This is a genomic window from Hyphomicrobium sp. ghe19 (genome assembly GCF_902712875.1).
Taxonomy (GTDB): domain Bacteria; phylum Pseudomonadota; class Alphaproteobacteria; order Rhizobiales; family Hyphomicrobiaceae; genus Hyphomicrobium_B.
This window is the reverse complement of record NZ_LR743509.1, coordinates 520,259-537,117: the sequence shown is the minus strand read 5'-3', so window position 1 is coordinate 537,117 and position 16,859 is coordinate 520,259. Positions and strand designations below refer to the sequence as shown.

Here is a 16,859-nt window from a genome sequence, read left to right as displayed (position 1 = left end):
TCGAAACTCTTCAGGACGTTTCGCTTCCTCTAGCATCAATCGCCGAGAGCGACACCCTCGCGGCGCGGATCGGCCCCGCCTTCGAGACGGCCGTCGCGCCGAACGATCATGTTCACGCCGGACGTCATGGTCGCCCCCGAGATCGTTTGGCCATAGGACGTCAGCTCGTAAGCCGGCCAGACAATTGGCAGCGAATATTCGATCAGGAACGGTCCGCCCTGGCTGCCGAAATTCGTGAGCGACGCGGCTTGCTGCGCATCGAGCCCCCAATCCAGTACGGCAACGAGAGTTTTCACGACGTAGAGGATGATCTGCGAGCCGCCCGGCGAGCCGGTAACGATTTCGGGCGTGCCATCCGCAGCAAGAACGATCGTCGGCGCCATAGAGCTTCTCGGCCGCTTTCCACCCTCTATTCGATTGGCGACGGCCATGCCGTTCGGATCGACCGGCGCGAATGAGAAATCCGTCAGCTCGTTGTTGAGCAGAAAGCCTTTCGCCCAAAGGTGTGACCCAAACGCGCTTTCGATCGTCGCAGTCAGCGACACCGCGTTGCCTTCGCCGTCGATGATCGAAACCTGCGTCGTTCCCGGCACTTCGTAAGTGGCATCCTGACCGAACGACTTTTTGGCAAGGCCCGGCGGTAATCCAGGCTCAGCCTTCGCCATCGCCTTCTTCGGATCGATAAGCTTCCGCCGCTCGGCGAGGTAAGCGTCATCGAGCAACCCTGACGGAACCGCAACCCGATCCGGATCGGCGATGTACATATTGCGATCGGCAAAGGCGAGCTTCTCTGCCTCGGCGATGATCTGCATAGCGGGCGCGGTCATCAGCGCTGAAGCACCCTGCACCTGAGGAAATGGCTCGATGAGTTTCAGCACCGCGCCCACGGTGAGTGCGCCCGAGGAAGGCGGACCGACGCTGCAAACCTGCCGGCCGCGATAGGCGACACAAACTGGCTCGCGCTCCTTTGCGGTATACCCCGCAATATCCTCAGCACTCAGATCGCCAGGAATGGTGTGAGCTTCTTTGACGGCCTTGACCATCGCATCGGCAATGTCGCCGGTGTAAAACGCATCAGGCCCGCGCTCTGCAATCGTTCGGAGCGTCGCCGCGTATTCGGGGTTCTTGAGCAGCGATCCTGCAGCTCTCGGCGTAACGCCGCCCTCATAAAAATATGAGCGCGCATCGAGCGCGAACTTTTCCGCGCTCTCGGATTTCAGAAGAACGTTGAGCCGTGGCGATACGGGAAATCCATTCTCGGCGAGCGTTATCGCCGGCTCGAAGAGCTTCGCCCAAGGCAGCTTACCGTATTTCTCGTGTGCTGCATGAAGCGCGCGCAGAAGGCCCGGCACACCGACGCTCAAACCCGAGTTCACGGCCTCCTCGAACTTCATCGGCTGGCCGTCTTTGAGAAACCGGTCGGGTCGCGCCGCGGCGGGCGCCGTTTCGCGGCCATCGAACGTCGTCATCGAACGCGTTTTGGCATCCCACAGGGTAATGAACGCGCCGCCGCCAAGACCCGACGACTGCGGCTCAACAAGGCCGAGCACCAGCTCAGTCGCAATGGCGGCATCGATTGCAGATCCGCCTTGCCGCAATATTTCGCGACCTGCCTCGGCAGCCAGGGGCTCCGCAGCGACGACCATGTGATGCTTGGCTACAACGAGAGATTTCTCGCGCCTGCCCGACGCACCTTCAGGAACCGGCCGGAATTCCTGCGCCGACGCCGTAACCGCGACAATCGAGCACAAAACCGCGAGCAAAATTCTGAAAGTCATGAAATCCCCAGGGATGAGCCGAGCCAAATGAAGCTACCGGCGAACCTCACAGAGCAAAAGATTAAGGTCCGCAGGTTATCTATGCCGGAAAACATGGGTGACAACGATGTCTCTTTCCATAAGCAAAAAAGTCCTATGCGCACTGGCTGCGCCTACACTTTTCGCCCTCGGCGCCGCAACTGCGATGGCGCTCGCGCCATCGATAACGTTTACGCCGCTGCTCCAAACGTCGAAAACAGTCATCGACGAGCCGATCGTCTACCCGACCGGCGCGCCGGCGAAGATCACAGCCGGATACATCGATGTGCCGCCGGGCGTCTCCACTGGCTGGCATCAGCACGGTATTCCTCTTGTTGGCATGGTGATGGAAGGGGAGCTGACCGTCGACTATGGAAACAAAGGCAAGCGCACCTATAAGCAGGGCGATACCTTTGTCGAAGCGATCAACCAGACGCACCAGGGCACCAACACAGGAACTGCCCCCCTCCGGCTCCTGGCCGTCTACATCGGCGCGGAAGGCATGCCGACCTCGATCCCGGAAAAGCCCCCCGAATAGTTGCCGGATTGGTTCGCAAGCAGATCAATAGCTCTGCTGAACGAAACTTTCCGGCGTACCATCCTCGGGATTGACGAAAATGATATCCTTCGGATCGCGCCGTGGCGTATCGACCGACAGAAAAACAACCGGCTCTTCGATGATCTCCGGCAGGGCGTGAACCGTTCCCTTCTCGAAGAACAGCAATTGCCCGGGACCGAACTCCCCGATCGTCGAGGCATCGCGCATCCAGAAAGTGCCGCGCCCCGAAAACACATAGAGATATTCATCGCACGTCGCGTGATAGTGCGGCGGCGTCGGCCTGTAGACGCGAAAGACGCGGGCGCTCGCCGCCTCGCGGTCGGTCAGATAGCGGTCGACGAGCAGCGTCGTCGCGGATGATGGAAACGACGCGGCGACCTCGCCGATATCGAACCGGCCAACGCTCGCCTGCTGAGCCTTCTCGTCCATGTGCTCAACCCCATTCCAATTATCACGAATTCGTAAGGTTTGCCGTGCCGCCGGTCGTTCAGTGGCAATTCCGGCACGCACTTCAATTCCTTTGTGCATACCACAACGAGACTGCCTGTCCTTCGGTTGAACCCTCGACTAATTTCCCCGCCGAAAGACCTGATTATCTGGAGGGGCAAATGCGCTCATTGAAACTCGGCGTCGCTGCGGCTGCGGTGATGGTTGCACTATCTGCGACGGCTCAAGCCGCCGACTGCGTCCGCGTCGGAGCGATTGGCGATGGGCTGACGCACGACCTCGCAGTTATCATGTCGACGCACGGCTTGGCGAACATCATCGAAGCCAAGGGCCGGACGCCGAAGGGCACGGTCCACACGTCCTGCAAGCCAGGCACGTTCGGCGAGCAGTGCCAGTCGTCGCAGCTGGCCTGCAAGTAACAAGACATTCTGACTTTCGAGGGCTAACGGCATCATCGTGCGGAATTCCGCACGATGATGTTTTCGTTTAGTGAAAGTCCCGTGATTTCGGAATGACGCGAACGTTGCGCGGATGACGCGGCTTCGGCTCGCGCGAGAAACGCGGATGAATACGCCGGTCGTCTTTTCGGCTCGGATGCGCGGAGCCGGGCTCCGGGTGCAGCACCTCATCCGCATTCGCCACCGGCACGTCCATATCCGCAGCCCATTCCGAAAGACGCAGCAGCCAATCGCTTCTGTCGATAAGCTTCGTCGACACCACGTGAATGATATCCGCGTGCTTCTCGACCTGCCTTTGAAGACGCCCTTCAATCACGATGAGCCGCGACGTCATCACGACCTTGCGAAAACGTTCGAGCAGCTTCGGCCAGATGATGACATTGGCAATGCCGGTCTCATCCTCGATCGTCATGAACACGACGTTCCCCGTCCCCGGCCGTTGCCGGACGAGCACGACGCCCGCCACCCGAACGAAGGAGTCGTTTTTCGCATTGGCCAACTCCTTGCAGGAAAGCACGCGCTCGCGGCGAAAATCCTCGCGCAGAAACGACATCGGATGCGCCTTGAGCGAAAGACGCAGCGTCTGGTAATCGTTGACCACATGCTCTGAGAGCGCCATCTCGGGCAATTTGACGTCGGCCTCCTTCCCAACGTCCTGCGTCTCGCTCCAGGAAAAGAGTGGCAGCGGCGGCGCATTGGAGAGCGCTTTGACTTCCCACAGAGCCTGCCGGCGATCGAGCCCCAGCGAGCGAAACGCATCCGCCGCCGCAAGCTTCTCGAGCGTGCTGACGCTTCCGCGCTTTGCGACATCCGCAATGCCTTGAAATCTTCTGTTCGTCCCGTGCTTCTGCGTCCCATGCGCAGTCGGAGGTGACGGCGGAATGAGCGTCGGGAATTTTCGGTGCAAAGCCTGCTTCTTCTCCGGATCTTTTTCCGGAACCTCATGAATGTCGGCTTCGCTGAGGCCATCGATGAGACGCAGTCCGAGCCTCAACGCGGGACGGCCTCCTTCGAGTGTCCGCTCCAATGTCGAATCCCAGTCGGAGAAATTGACGTCCGTCTCCCGAACCTCCACCCCGTGCTCGTGAGCATCGCGCACGATCTGCGCGGGCGCATAAAATCCCATCGGCTGCGAATTCAAAAGCGCGCACGCAAACGCCGCCGGATAATGACATTTGATCCAGGACGACACATAGACGAGCAGTGCGAAGCTCGCCGCATGGCTCTCGGGAAAGCCGTATTCGCCGAAGCCCTTGATCTGCGCAAAACAGCGCGCCGCAAATTCCTCTTCATAGCCGCGCTCGACCATGCGCGAGACCATCTTCTCTTCTAGCAGACCGATCGTGCCGACACGGCGAAACGTTGCCATCGCCCGCCGGAGATCGTTGACCTCCTTATCGTTGAACTTGGCGGCAACCATCGCAATGCGCATCGCCTGCTCTTGAAAAAGCGGCACGCCTAATGTCTTGCCGAGAATATTCTTGAGTTCGTCCTCGTCGCCACCCTTGGGATAAGGATAGACTACGGCCTCGAGTTCGTTGCGGCGCCTGAGATAGGGATGCACCATGTCGCCTTGGATCGGCCCCGGACGCACGATCGCGACCTCAATGACGAGATCATAGAATTCCTGCGGCTTCAGCCTTGGCAGCATGTTCATCTGCGCCCGGCTTTCGACCTGGAACACGCCGAGGGAATCCGCACGGCACAGCATATCGTAAGTCGGCTTGTTCGCACGCGGCACGGTTGCGAGCGTATACGTCTCGCCATGATGCTTCTCGATCAGATCGAAAGCCTTGCGGATGCAGGTCAGCATGCCGAGCGCCAGAACGTCTACCTTCATCAATCCCAGCGCCGCGATGTCATCCTTGTCCCATTCGATGAAGGTGCGGTCAGCCATCGCCGCATTGCCGACCGGCACGACCTCGACCAAAGGACCGCGCGTCAGCACGAAGCCGCCGACGTGCTGCGACAGATGCCGCGGAAATCCCATCAATTCCTGCGCAAGCTTCATCGCCGCAGCAAGCGTCCGGTCCGCCGGATCGAGCCCCGCGCCGCGCACGTGTTTTTTTGGAACGCCGCCCCCATGCGTTCCCCACACCATGCCGGCAAGCGCCGAGATCGTATCTTCCGAAAGGCCGAACACCTTGCCGACATCGCGCACGGCCGATCGCGAACGATACGAAATGACGGTTGCGGTCAGCCCCGCACGGTCGCGGCCATAGCGTTCATAGATCCATTGAATGACCTCTTCGCGCCGCTCGTGTTCGAAATCGACATCGATGTCGGGCGGCTCCAGACGCGCAGACGAGATGAAACGCTCGAAGAGCAGATTGACCTCGATCGGGTTCACCGCCGTAATGCCGAGGCAATAGCAGACGACCGAATTCGCAGCCGAACCACGCCCCTGGCAGAGAATGTCCTTGGATCTCGCGAACGCAACGATGTCGTGGACGGTCAGAAAATACGGCGCGAATTTGAGCTCGCCGATCAGCTTGAGCTCTTTCTCAATCGTGTCCCGAACTTTTTCCGGCAAGCCTTCGGGAAAGTGGCTTTGCGCACCTTTCCAGGTCAGCTCGACGAGATGCTCCTGCGGGGTCTTGCCTGGAGGCACAGGCTCGTCTGGATATTCGTATCTGAGATCGCCGAGCGAAAAGCGGCAGGCGTCCACGATATCGAGCGTCCGCGCCAGCGCCGCTTCGTGGCCCCTGAAGAGATACGCCATTTCCTCGGGGCTTTTGATGTATCGCTCGGCGTTGGCCTCGAGCCGAAGACCCGCTTCACGAAGCGTCGTCTTCTCGCGAATGCAGGTGACGACATCCTGCAGCGGACGGCATTCAGCGTGATGATAAAGCACATCATTGGTCGCGACGATCGGCGTGCCCAATGATGTGCTTTAACATCACGTTGAATGGCGTCCGCTGCAGTATCTCGTCATCTGCATGCTCGAGAAGACGACGCTTCGTGAAGCGGGTCTTCGGCTCGCGCCCGACGCCTAGCGATGCAGCAAAATCCTCGAGGAACTTGTGTATTTCTGTCCATTAGACACATCTGAAGCTGACGACGATCTTACTCGTCGTATCTTGCTCGGGGAGGGGTTAGGGGTGGGGACTGCAACGATCGCTTACCCCTTCCCCGCAAGGGGAGCCGAACGGTCCAAACGCTCACGCACGAATGGAAAAATCTGCGCGCTCGTCGGCTGAGCTGATGGCGTCACCTCCCGCCAATCCCAATCGTCCGGCGGCAGCGCAATGAAGATCTGGCCTTCCGCATGCGCGGCGACATCGGCGAGATAGAGAATGCATTTGCCTTTGTCCGCTCTGAGTTGCCCATGCGAGAGTAAGCGGCAGAGCCGCCCATAGGCCGCGCGGTCCGTCGGATAGACGAGCAGGCTCGGCGCATCTTCGAGATCGAGACGCGCGCCGATCACGAGACGAATTTTAGGGTTCTCTTCCCCCTCGTCCTGTTTCGCCGCAACGTACGCACGCACGACGCCGGCGAGCGAATTGCGATCCGTCACCGCAATCGCCGCAAGACCAAGCGCCTTAGCCTGCTCGACAAGATCCTCCGCATGCGAGGCACCCCGCAGAAACGAAAAATTCGTTGTCACCTGAAGCTCGGCGTAGCGAAGCGTCATCGGCATCGCCTCACGCAAATAGCCCATGCAGGAACCAACGAGGCCGCTCGCTTCCCTCTTCGCCCTCATAAAGGCCATGCCGGAAAACCCAGTACATCGCGCCTTGCTGATCCTCTATCCGGTAATAGTCGCGCGTGCGCGGCCGCTTCTGATCTTCATCGAGATAGAGCGTCCGCCACCATTCAGGCGCGATGCGCTCCGGCCCTTGGGCGCGCGCCACGCGACGCTCGACACGCCGCCAGATGAAGCTCGCGGGCGGCCCATCCGGCACACCGGCCGTAACTTGGATCGGCTCAGGCCGCGAAAGCATGAAGGCCGGACGAAGCAATCGCTTCGGATAGGGCCAAGGCGGCGTGTAGGACTGAACGCGCGAAGACGTTTCAGCCGCCAGAACATCGAGCGCCGGGAGCCGAATTTCCGCACGCTCCGGGATGTGGCTGCCATTGGGACGCAGCACCGTTATCGCGTCGCGCCCGAGACGATTGACGAGACGGTCGACAAGTTCCGAAGGATCACGAAAGGCCGCGCTCTGAGGCGAGGCAAAACCCTTTTGATTGGCTCCGCGCTTTCCCGCACGCACCGCGTCGAGCCGGAGAATATCGACCCCGAAGCCCGCGTCGATGCTCGAAAATTTCTCGCTGAGCAGGGCCATCATGTGGCGAGCGTCGTGACAAGGCGTGCTCATCGCGGCAGCTATCGTTCCGCTCGTGCCGTCGGCCCGATAGAACGTCAGCCGAAGAACCCGCGCGCCGAGATCCTTCGCAGCAAGCGCGGCAGCGAGTTCGTCCGCGAGTTCATTCGTGAAGGCCTCCAAGGCTTCCGAAGAGATCAGAGGCTCGGCGAAAGCCCGCGCAACCGAGAGGACGGGCGGCGGCTGCATCGGCCGGCGCGGCTCCTCCATCGCGCCAAGGGCCTGATCGAGCCGCACGAGAACGGCAGCGGCAACGTCGGAGGAACGAAACCGGCGCGCCAAGCTATCGCGCGGAATATCGTAGAGCTGACTGATGTGGCGGAGGCCCAGTCGCTTCAGCAGCAGAATACGCGGAGCATCGAGCCGCAGCGCCTCGACGGGAAGAAAGCCGATCGCCGCGCGCGTCTCGGAAACCGGCGCCATCGCCCACGCAGCATCGGGCGGACAGCCAAAACGGGCGAGCGCATGCGCGGCGCCAAGCGTATCGGCAAGCCCAGCCTGCACGGCAACGCCGAACGACAAAAGATGCTGCGTCATATCATTGAGCAAGTTCTCTTCGCCCCCGAAGAGATGAGCGACGCCGCTGACGTCGATCCATAAGCCATCACTTCCCTCGACGTGCCGGTTCGGACCGTAGCGGCCGGCCCAGCGCGCAAGCTTCAAAAGCGCGATGCGATCCTTCTCGGGCTCGGAGGGACGCGACAGGAGATCGGGATGCGCCGCCCTGGCATCGGCCAGCGATGTGCCGGCCTCGATTCCGAGACGCGCGGCAGCCTCGTTGACGGCCACGATCGCCAGACCATGCGCTCCGCTCTCAATAAGCGCGAACGGCTGCTGGGACGGTACAGCCGTCGGCTCCGCGCGCTTGAGCCGGAAGATCGGCCACGACGGAAGCCAAATCGAAACGACGCGTTTCATCACTCCACTCCAGAAGCATAGGAGACCGGGCGGCGCTTTCAGGACGCGCCCTGCAACGCTCCAGCGCGATCGAAAAGCGCGTAGATCCTGGCGCACGCGGATCGAAAGTGTGCGGCGCACTCCCACCGCGCTTAACGCGCCATCGGGTTGCCGTTGCCCCGGCGGGCTCGGAAGCGGGATGCGTGACGAGAAGGCAGGGCGTTGCCGTCTCTCCAGACGCAAGGCTCAAGCGGCGCGCCGGTGTCAACTCCGCCTCCTCGACAATGCCGATGACGACGGCGAGGCTCTGAGCCCGGAGACTCTCTTCGATCGCATTCAACGCGTCGCCCGCACGCGCCGTCTCGACGATGATGAGGCGCGATGGATCGAGACCGAGGCTCGCAAGGCCAGCCGCCGACGGAGAACCGAATTCGCCCGCAAGCTGACGCGGCCAGCACCACAGCACCCAAGGCCCAATCCCGGAACCAGCCATCGAAGAAGACCCATTGGTTTCTTGGGTCGTCGCAAATGTATCGAGCCGGCGAACGGCGAGCCGAGCCGCAAAACCTATCCCAGCCATCCAGTCGGCCGCCGACGCGCCATGAATAGCAGAAGGCACGCCCTTGATTTCATGAAGAGAATTCGCCTCGAGCCCTCTCGGCAGAAGATCATCGCAGGCCGGACAGCCAAGCTCCCAACGCAACCGCCGCCGCGAGCAGGGCAATGGGGAATTTTCCGGCACCGCAGATACCCCCCGGCGCGGAGCATGCCGCTCGATATGTAAAATGCGGGAGCGCAAGCTCTCGATAACCGCATCCTTCCCGGACTCCGGGGATAGACCCGAGACGGCGGTGGAAACTCTCGGGTCCAATAGGAACCTCATGGTAAAGAAGTCCGTTTAGGGAACGCCCACGAGCGACCCCATAAATGTTCGCCTTTTGTTCTAATGCCAGCCCTTCAATCCGTCAAGTCTGCGCAGACAAAGAACGAACTCGGATTACGCCGTCATCCAACCGCAACACATCGTTCTAAAATTCGTAAAACCCTAGGAATGTCAGCGGGGAGCGATGCAATCCCCATGGAACTGTGACTTCCCTGCTCTGCCGACGGCACCGAGACTGAATTATACCGGCTCTTCACCATTCGAAGCACAGGATGACCCCCTCATTCTGTGTTTAGTATATTTGTTGTTCACCAACCGGAGCATCCCCCGATGAGCCTGCGCTTCCTCAGCGGATTAACCCTCTCCGCCATCGTTATGGCCGGCGGGTTGATGTCCGCATCATCGGCCAAGGCCGAAGACCTGATCGATTTCCTCTGGGGCGGCAGCGCCGAATACGGCGGCGGCCGCAGCATTGTATCGTTCGATCCGAAGTACAAACCCGGTCAGGTGATCGTTTCGTTCTCCGACCGCCGGCTCTATTGGATCACGAAGCCCGGCGAGGCGATGACCTATCCCGTCGCGGTTCCCAAGGAAGGCGCCCGTTGGCAGGGCGTGACCTCGGTGACCAACAAGCGCATCAACCCGCCGTGGACCCCGACGCCGGAAATGGTCAGCAAAAATCCGCGCCTGCCGCGTTGGGTTCCAGGTGGCCATCCGATGAACCCGCTCGGCATCCGGGCGATGTATCTCGGCAGCAGCACGTACCGTATCCACGGCACCGACGCGCCCTGGACAATCGGCCAGGCCGTTTCGGCCGGCTGCATCCGCATGACCAACGAAGACGTGCTCGACCTCTATCCGCGCGTACCTATGGGTACGCGGGTGACTGTTACTTGGCAGCAGTTCTCGACGCGGCCTATCGCTTCCAGCGACAAGTACCCGCGCTACGGCGATGCCGATTCGAACCCTCGCGCAGCCTCAGCATCGTCCGCTTCGGCTAACCCGGCGCCGAAGGCTTCTGCCTCGGCCTCTTCGTCGAACTCGTCCTACGAATACGGAGCTTACAACTCGGGCAAAGCGCAGACCGCCCGCGCCGCCAGCACACAATCGAACGGCGATGACCAGAATAACTACTTCTGGGACGACAATCCGAAGAAGACGGCGTCTGTTTCCCAGGCCGCTCAGCAAGCACCGGATCAAGCCTCGCAGGACGCTACGAAGGACGACGATCTGGCGCTGACCCAAAAGTCCGATCCGCAGCAGAGGGACGCCGAGAAGGCGCCCAAGCACAAATCTGTTGAGGCAAAATCGGAAACCGAGCAGTCGGCGTCATCGGAGAAGAAGAAAGTTGCCAACACTTCGAGCGCGAAGAAGAAAGCAACGTCCGATTCCGCATCCGACCCCCATGTTGATCCGGTTATGAGCCCCGCGATGGCTGTTCCGGATCCGGTAAAGCCGAGCGCAGTGTCGGCTCCGGCGAAGGAATCCGATTCCGGCGCGGCGACAACGCGGGCATCGGCTTCGGAAGCAGATGGGCTCCCCGTCCATAAGGCTGCTGCCGTCCAGGTTCAGTGACGCGGCGCCTGAAGTCCATCATCGAGAATTTGAGGGCGGCTGATCAAGCCGCCCTTTTTCTTTGACGTCTTCAACGGCCGATCCCACATGAGCGAAGGGGCGAGCGCGCCTGAATAGGCGTCTGTTACATTCTGCCCGCACCGGCTAGTATGTTGCGACAGTTGTCTTTTGCCGATGGCGCCCTTGGTGACCTTGCTCGACAGTACCGGCACGACGCCGCGCCCGCGCCACCCCGAGAAGGTCGCGCATTCTGACACGCCGTCGTTGCCCAAACCGAACTGGTTAAGGGTCCGCGCACCAGGCTCGCCGGGGTACGACCATACGCGAGCCATCGTTCGCGAACACAAGCTTCACACCGTCTGCGAGGAGGCCGCCTGCCCAAACATCGGCGATTGCTGGCAAAAGCGGCACGCCACAATGATGATCATGGGCGGGATTTGTACGCGCGCCTGCGCCTTCTGCAACGTCGCGACAGGCCTGCCGTCAGCTCTCGACGCCGATGAGCCGCGACGCGTCGGCGATGCCGTCGCGCGGCTCGCACTCGAACACATCGTCGTAACGTCCGTTGATCGCGACGATCTCGCAGATGGCGGCGCCCAGCATTTTGCCGAAACCATCCGCGCCATTCGCGTGGCTTCCCCGGGCACGACGATCGAAGTCTTGACGCCGGACTTTCTGCGCAAGGATGGCGCGCTCGAAATCGTGATTGCAGCGCAGCCCGACGTCTTCAACCACAATCTTGAAACCGTGCCGGGCCTTTATCTGCGCATTCGCCCGGGCGCCCGTTATTTCCATTCACTCCGGCTCCTGCAGCGAGCCAAGGAAATCGACCGGAAGACCTTCACGAAGTCGGGGATCATGGTCGGCCTTGGAGAAACCCGCGAAGAAGTCCTCCAGGTCATGGACGACCTCCGGTCGGCGGGCGTCGACTTCCTGACGATCGGCCAATACCTGCAGCCGACGCGGAAACATGCCGCTGTCGCCCGCTATGTTCCGCCGGAAGAGTTCGAAGGCCTGGCACAAGCCGCACGCGCCAAGGGTTTCCTGCTCGTCGCCGCGTCTCCTTTGACGCGATCGTCTTACCACGCCGGCGACGATTTCCGCCGCCTTCAGGCAGCTCACCGCGCGCACGTTTCAACTTAATCAACTCATCTTGCAAGCAGAGCGATCATGTTAAAATTCGCGGCCAATCTATCGCTGCTGTTCAACGAGATGCCGTTTCTCGATCGCTTCGAAGCAGCCGCGGCGCAAGGCTTCGAAGGCGCCGAATTTCTTTTCCCCTATGAGTTCAACGCCGACGACATCGCCGCGCGTTTGAAGGCGAACGGGCTTCGCCAAGCGCTATTCAATTTGCCCGCCGGCAACTGGGAAGCCGGCGAACGCGGCATCGCGATTTATCCGAACCTCGTCAGCGAATTCCGCGATAGCGTTGCCCGCGCCGTGAAGTACGCGAAGGTGCTCGGCTGCACGCAGCTCCATTGCCTTGCAGGCATCGCGCCCCTCGGCGCCGACCATCGGGCGATGCGCAAAACTTACGTCGATAACCTACGTTTCGCCGCGCGCGCCCTGGCGGATGAAGGCATGACGCTGCTGATCGAACCGATCAATACGCGCGACATCCCAGGCTACTTTCTCGATTCGACCGCGAAGGCGGCAGACATCATCGAAACGGTGGAGGCGGAGAACCTGCGTCTCCAATACGACGTCTATCACATGCAGATCATGGAAGGCGATCTGACGCCGACGATCGACAAGTACCTGAAGATCATCGCCCACATTCAGATCGCCGACACGCCCGGCCGCCATCAGCCCGGCACCGGGGAGATCAACTACCCGTTCATATTCAGCCATCTCGACCGGATCGGCTACAAAGGATGGGTCGGCTGTGAATACAGGCCGCTCGCCGGAACCTACGACAGCCTCGCGTGGTTCCGGGCGCAGAAGGCGAAGTCGCCGGTCGCCTGACGTCGTCCGTCATCGAGCGTGCCAGCAGCGTCAGTCGGACGGCGAAGCAATGCCGTCCTTGATGACCTTCTCGGTGAGATCCGGCGCGCAAAGCTCGATGAACCGGTAGGCGAAGCCGCGCAGAAAGCGGCCGCGGCGGAGCGCGATGCGCGACGTCGATTTCGGGAAAAGGTGCGTCGTGTCGAGAAGCGTCAGGCCCGTATCACGGCTGGCATCGTAAGACATCGACGCAGCAATGCCGATGCCGAGACCGACTTCGACATATGTTTTGATGACGTCGGCATCGAGCGCGACCATCACGATATCAGGCGCGAGATTGGCCGAGGCGAACGCCGCATCGATTGCGGGCCGCCCCGTGAAGCCCTCGTGATACGTGATGATCGGCCAATCGGCGATCTTCTCCAACGTCACCGGCGTCTGCGTTTCGAGCGGATGCCCTTTCGGCACGATCACGCCGTGATGCCAGGAATAGAATGGAAAGGTCACGTGCTCGGCGGTGTCTTCCAGCGCCTCGGTGGCAATACCGATGTCGGCCGTACCATCGTTGAGCATCGTCGCGATTTCTCTCGGCGTCCCTTGATGCAAAACCAGATGGACGTTCGGAAACTCCTTCCGGAACGCCGCGATCGGCCCCGGAAGCGCATAACGCGCCTGCGTGTGCGTCGTTGCGATGAGAATCTCGCCGCGATCCGACCCCGCGAACTGATCGGCAAGCCGTTTGATGTTCGCCGTATCGAGCAAGATCCGGTCGACGATCAACGCCAGCTCTTTGCCGGGCTCGGTAAGACCGAGGAGCCGCTTGCCACGGCGCACGAACAGCTCAACCCCGAGTTCATCCTCGAGGTCTTTGATGTGTTTCGAAACGCCGGATTGCGACGTATAGAGCGCATTCGCGACTTCGGTAAGATTGAAATTGCGGCGGAGTGTTTCGCGGATAATGCGGAGTTGCTGGAAGTTCACGATGCGGCCTGTGTTCCGTTCTGATCTGCAAAGACGCTCAACCGCCGCCCTCTGAGCTTGACGTGCTGGCCCGTCGATAACCCGAGCGACTGAACATCGGAGCCCGGAATTTCGACTTCGAAGAACTCCTTGCGGCCCTCGCGCGCCTCGCCATTGGCCACAAGTTCTACCCGCGCCACGGCGCCGGTGCCAAGAATTCTCTTGATGCTCGCAGATACGCCGTCTTCAGACTGCGGGTTCGCAACGATTTCGGTATCGTGAGGACGGCTGAACGCAATGACCTCTTGACCGTTCTTGAACGTCCCCGTCTGGAAACGCAGCTTCTCATCCCCGACGCGCACGAAGTCGCCGTCGACGCGGCCGCGGAATTCGTTAACCGAGCCGATAAAGCTATAGGCAAACGCCGTCGCCGGCTGCTCGTAGATCTCTTTCGGCGTGCCGATCTGCTCGACTTGCCCCTTGTTGACGAGAACGATCCGGTCGGAAACTTCGAGCGCCTCTTCCTGATCGTGCGTCACGAATATCGACGAAATGTGCAGTTCGTCGTGGAGCGTGCGAAGCCAGCGCCTGAGCTCTTTTCTGACTTTGGCGTCGAGCGCGCCGAACGGCTCGTCGAGAAGCAGAACGCGCGGTTCGACGGCGAGAGCCCGGGCGAGCGCGATGCGCTGCCGTTGGCCGCCCGAAAGCTGCGACGGAAAGCGGTTCGCCACCCATCCGAGCTGCACGAGATCGAGCAGCCGGTTGACCTTGGCGCGAATGTCTTTCTCGCTCGGCCGCTCACGGCGCGGGCGAACGCGAAGACCAAAAGCGATGTTTTCAAACACCGTCATGTGCCGGAAAAGCGCGTAATGCTGAAAGACGAATCCGACGCGGCGTTGGCGCACATCTTTGTCCGTCGCGTCCGTGCCGTCGAGCACGATGCGACCGGTGTCGGCATGCTCGAGGCCCGCGATGACGCGCAGAAGCGTTGTCTTTCCGCAGCCCGACGGGCCGAGGAGCGCGACGAGCTCTCCATCCGGAAAATTGAGCGAGACGTTGTTCAGTGCCTTGAACGTGCCGAACGTCTTGCTGACGCCAATGACCTCGATGCTCATGAAACCTGTTCCTCGGCAACCGGACGGTGGGAGCGCCACTCGACGTAAGTTTTCAAAACGAGCGTTACCAGCGCCAGCAGCGCCAATAGCGATGCCACTGCGAAGGCGGCGGCGAATTGATATTCGTTGTAGAGAATCTCGACGTGCAGCGGCATCGTGTTCGTTTCGCCGCGGATATGGCCTGAGACGACCGACACCGCACCGAACTCGCCCATCGCGCGAGCGTTGCACAGGATGACCCCGTAGAGCAGCGCCCATTTCACGTTCGGGATCGTCACGCGCCAGAACGTCTGAAGGCCCGACGCGCCAAGCGATATCGCTGCTTCCTCCTCGTCGCGTCCCTGCGCCTGCATCAAGGGAATGAGTTCGCGCGCGATGAACGGAAACGTGACGAAAACCGTAGCGAGGACGATGCCCGGCACCGCGAAGATGATTTTTATATCGTGCTCATGCAGCCAGGGACCGAACCAGCCCTGCAATCCAAACACCAACACGTAGATCAGACCGGCGACCACGGGCGATACGGAAAACGGCAGATCGATGAGGGTGATCAGAAAATTCTTGCCGGGGAATTGAAACTTCGCGATCGCCCAGGCGGCCGACACCCCGAAGATAAGATTGAACGGCACGGCGATTGCGGCGGCCAGGATTGTCAGACGAACTGCCGACAATGCGTCGGGTTCGACAAGCGCTGCGAAATACGTGCCCGCGCCTTTGCGGAAGGCTTCCACGAACACCGCGATCAAGGGCAGCAAAAGGAAGACGGCGAAATAGGTGAGCCCAACGCCGATCACCAGGTACTTCACCCAAGCCGAATCCCGCGTCGCCGGATTGGCTTCGAATTTACCGGCCGTATCGGACCGGGCGTCGAATGTTGCAGCAACGACAGCCATCAGATCGCCCTCCCCGTACGTCGCGCCGTCCATGCCTGGAGGCCATTGATCACGAGGAGCAGCAGGAACGAAATGACCAGCATGACGGAAGCAACGGCCGTCGCGCCCTTGTAGTCGAACTGTTCGAGCTTCGTGATAATGATGAGCGGCGTGATTTCGGAAACCATCGGAATATTCCCGGCGATGAAGATCACCGATCCGTATTCCCCGACAGCGCGCGCAAATGCCAGCGCGAAACCGGTCAGCAACGCCGGAAAGAGCGTCGGAAACACAACGCGCTGAAACGCCTGCCAGCGGGTCGCCCCAAGGCTCGCAGCAGCCTCCTCATACTCTGTTTCAAGATCTTCAAGCACCGGCTGAACGGTCCGGACAACGAAAGGCAGCCCGATAAAAGTCAGCGCGACGAGAACGCCCGGAGGGCCGAAAGCGATTTTGATTCCGAGCGGTTCGAGAAGCGCGCCGATCCATCCGTTTTTCGCGTAGATCGCGGTCAGCGCGATACCCGCAACAGCCGTCGGCAACGCGAAGGGAAGATCGATGAGCGCGTCGACGATCTTACGGCCGGGAAACGTGTAGCGCGTCAAACCCCAGGCGAGCAGCAAACCGAAAACGGCGTTGATCGCCGCCGCCAAAAACGATGCCCCGAACGTCAACTTGTAGGACGCGACGACGCGCGGCGCGGCAACCGCATTCACGAATTCATCCCAGCTCATCGTCGATGTCTTGAGAAAGACGGCCGACAGCGGAATGAGAACGATCAGCGACAGGTACACAAGCGTAAACCCGAGCGATAGCCCGAAGCCCGGCAGCACCCTCTTATTGACCCCAGACATCCCCGCCCCTTAAATCAGCACAGCCAGCACGACCACGAACCCGGCGGCAGCGATAACGCCGGCCCAGGAAAACGCCCTGCCGAAAATGGTCCCGTCGAGAGTCATTCACTCGTCTTTCTGCTAAAACGACCGACCCGCACACTATTTGAGAGCCGCGCCACGGCTAACGAACAA

General features: G+C 60.7%; 14 protein-coding genes and 1 pseudogene. 5 read left to right on the top strand and 10 right to left on the bottom strand.

Annotation, left to right across the window (positions count from 1 at the left end; genetic code table 11):
• Nucleotides 1–35: 35 nt before the first annotated feature.
• Nucleotides 36–1,778: a gamma-glutamyltransferase gene (ggt, locus tag AACL53_RS02515; RefSeq protein ID WP_339082146.1), complete on the bottom strand. Its 1,743-nt coding sequence runs from the start codon at nucleotides 1,776–1,778 to the stop codon at nucleotides 36–38.
• Nucleotides 1,779–1,884: 106 nt separating this feature from the next.
• Here ggt and AACL53_RS02510 point away from each other — a divergent pair, with 106 nt between their 5' ends.
• Nucleotides 1,885–2,334, top strand: a complete 450-nt coding sequence (locus AACL53_RS02510) for a cupin domain-containing protein (RefSeq protein WP_339082144.1) — start codon at nucleotides 1,885–1,887, stop codon at nucleotides 2,332–2,334.
• A gap of 24 nt (nucleotides 2,335–2,358) precedes the next feature.
• Here the strand turns inward: AACL53_RS02510 and AACL53_RS02505 are convergent, their stop codons facing one another.
• Entirely contained in the window at nucleotides 2,359–2,784 is a 426-nt protein-coding gene (locus AACL53_RS02505; protein ID WP_339082142.1) for a cupin domain-containing protein, read from the bottom strand.
• A 179-nt stretch (nucleotides 2,785–2,963) separates the two neighbouring features.
• Here AACL53_RS02505 and AACL53_RS02500 point away from each other — a divergent pair, with 179 nt between their 5' ends.
• Nucleotides 2,964–3,221, top strand: a complete 258-nt coding sequence (locus AACL53_RS02500) for a hypothetical protein (protein WP_339082140.1) — start codon at nucleotides 2,964–2,966, stop codon at nucleotides 3,219–3,221.
• 67 nt (nucleotides 3,222–3,288) lie between these two features.
• Here AACL53_RS02500 and AACL53_RS02495 read toward each other — a convergent pair whose 3' ends face one another.
• From AACL53_RS02495 to AACL53_RS02480, 4 genes and pseudogenes are all read right to left on the bottom strand, one after another.
• Nucleotides 3,289–6,144: an error-prone DNA polymerase gene (locus tag AACL53_RS02495; protein ID WP_339082138.1), complete on the bottom strand. Its 2,856-nt coding sequence runs from the start codon at nucleotides 6,142–6,144 to the stop codon at nucleotides 3,289–3,291.
• Between the two features lie 354 nt (nucleotides 6,145–6,498).
• Nucleotides 6,499–6,894, bottom strand: a pseudogene (locus tag AACL53_RS02490) (PHP domain-containing protein); the annotation flags it as partial.
• A gap of 10 nt (nucleotides 6,895–6,904) precedes the next feature.
• On the bottom strand, nucleotides 6,905–8,503 hold the full coding sequence (locus AACL53_RS02485) for a DNA polymerase Y family protein (RefSeq protein ID WP_339082136.1): 1,599 nt from the start codon (nucleotides 8,501–8,503) through the stop codon (nucleotides 6,905–6,907).
• On the bottom strand, nucleotides 8,400–9,101 hold the full coding sequence (locus AACL53_RS02480; RefSeq protein ID WP_339082134.1) for a hypothetical protein: 702 nt from the start codon (nucleotides 9,099–9,101) through the stop codon (nucleotides 8,400–8,402). Before AACL53_RS02480 ends, AACL53_RS02485 begins: the two co-directional genes overlap by 104 nt.
• Before the next feature lie 594 nt (nucleotides 9,102–9,695).
• Between AACL53_RS02480 and AACL53_RS02475 the strand changes: the two genes are divergently transcribed.
• The 3 genes from AACL53_RS02475 to otnI all read left to right on the top strand — a co-directional run bounded on the left by AACL53_RS02475 (nucleotide 9,696) and on the right by otnI (nucleotide 12,905).
• Nucleotides 9,696–10,940: a L,D-transpeptidase gene (locus AACL53_RS02475; protein WP_339082132.1), complete on the top strand. Its 1,245-nt coding sequence runs from the start codon at nucleotides 9,696–9,698 to the stop codon at nucleotides 10,938–10,940.
• 183 nt (nucleotides 10,941–11,123) lie between these two features.
• Nucleotides 11,124–12,083, top strand: a complete 960-nt coding sequence (gene lipA / locus AACL53_RS02470; protein ID WP_339082130.1) for a lipoyl synthase — start codon at nucleotides 11,124–11,126, stop codon at nucleotides 12,081–12,083.
• 27 nt (nucleotides 12,084–12,110) lie between these two features.
• Nucleotides 12,111–12,905, top strand: coding sequence for a 2-oxo-tetronate isomerase (gene otnI / locus AACL53_RS02465; protein ID WP_339082129.1), 795 nt, complete (start codon nucleotides 12,111–12,113; stop codon nucleotides 12,903–12,905).
• Nucleotides 12,906–12,935: 30 nt separating this feature from the next.
• On the opposite strand, the gene AACL53_RS02460 is transcribed toward otnI, so the two are convergent.
• Genes AACL53_RS02460 through cysT form a run of 4 tightly spaced genes read right to left on the bottom strand, consistent with a single transcriptional unit; the run spans nucleotide 12,936 to nucleotide 16,685 of the window.
• The gene (locus AACL53_RS02460; protein ID WP_339082127.1) at nucleotides 12,936–13,865 is read right to left on the bottom strand and encodes a CysB family HTH-type transcriptional regulator; all 930 of its coding nucleotides are present in this window, start codon (nucleotides 13,863–13,865) and stop codon (nucleotides 12,936–12,938) included.
• Nucleotides 13,862–14,959 carry a sulfate/molybdate ABC transporter ATP-binding protein gene (locus AACL53_RS02455; protein WP_339082125.1) on the bottom strand — a complete coding sequence of 366 codons (1,098 nt, stop codon included), beginning with the start codon at nucleotides 14,957–14,959 and terminating at the stop codon, nucleotides 13,862–13,864. Before AACL53_RS02455 ends, AACL53_RS02460 begins: the two co-directional genes overlap by 4 nt.
• Nucleotides 14,956–15,852, bottom strand: a complete 897-nt coding sequence (cysW, locus tag AACL53_RS02450; protein ID WP_339082123.1) for a sulfate ABC transporter permease subunit CysW — start codon at nucleotides 15,850–15,852, stop codon at nucleotides 14,956–14,958. Before cysW ends, AACL53_RS02455 begins: the two co-directional genes overlap by 4 nt.
• Nucleotides 15,852–16,685 (bottom strand): sulfate ABC transporter permease subunit CysT, encoded by an 834-nt coding sequence (cysT, locus tag AACL53_RS02445; RefSeq protein ID WP_339082121.1) that lies wholly within the window; start codon nucleotides 16,683–16,685, stop codon nucleotides 15,852–15,854. Before cysT ends, cysW begins: the two co-directional genes overlap by 1 nt.
• Nucleotides 16,686–16,859: the final 174 nt, after the last annotated feature.

What these genes read in the sequence shown, in the direction of transcription:
- AACL53_RS02455 (WP_339082125.1), bottom strand. Translation starts at nt 14,959, where the DNA reads ATGAGCATCGAGGTCATTGGCGTCAGCAAGACGTTCGGCACGTTCAAG.
- cysT (WP_339082121.1), bottom strand. Translation starts at nt 16,685, where the DNA reads ATGTCTGGGGTCAATAAGAGGGTGCTGCCGGGCTTCGGGCTATCGCTC.
- cysW (WP_339082123.1), bottom strand. Translation starts at nt 15,852, where the DNA reads ATGGCTGTCGTTGCTGCAACATTCGACGCCCGGTCCGATACGGCCGGT.
- AACL53_RS02485 (WP_339082136.1), bottom strand. Translation starts at nt 8,503, where the DNA reads ATGAAACGCGTCGTTTCGATTTGGCTTCCGTCGTGGCCGATCTTCCGG.
- AACL53_RS02500 (WP_339082140.1), top strand. Translation starts at nt 2,964, where the DNA reads ATGCGCTCATTGAAACTCGGCGTCGCTGCGGCTGCGGTGATGGTTGCA.
- AACL53_RS02510 (WP_339082144.1), top strand. Translation starts at nt 1,885, where the DNA reads ATGTCTCTTTCCATAAGCAAAAAAGTCCTATGCGCACTGGCTGCGCCT.
- otnI (WP_339082129.1), top strand. Translation starts at nt 12,111, where the DNA reads ATGTTAAAATTCGCGGCCAATCTATCGCTGCTGTTCAACGAGATGCCG.
- AACL53_RS02505 (WP_339082142.1), bottom strand. Translation starts at nt 2,784, where the DNA reads ATGGACGAGAAGGCTCAGCAGGCGAGCGTTGGCCGGTTCGATATCGGC.
- ggt (WP_339082146.1), bottom strand. Translation starts at nt 1,778, where the DNA reads ATGACTTTCAGAATTTTGCTCGCGGTTTTGTGCTCGATTGTCGCGGTT.
- AACL53_RS02475 (WP_339082132.1), top strand. Translation starts at nt 9,696, where the DNA reads ATGAGCCTGCGCTTCCTCAGCGGATTAACCCTCTCCGCCATCGTTATG.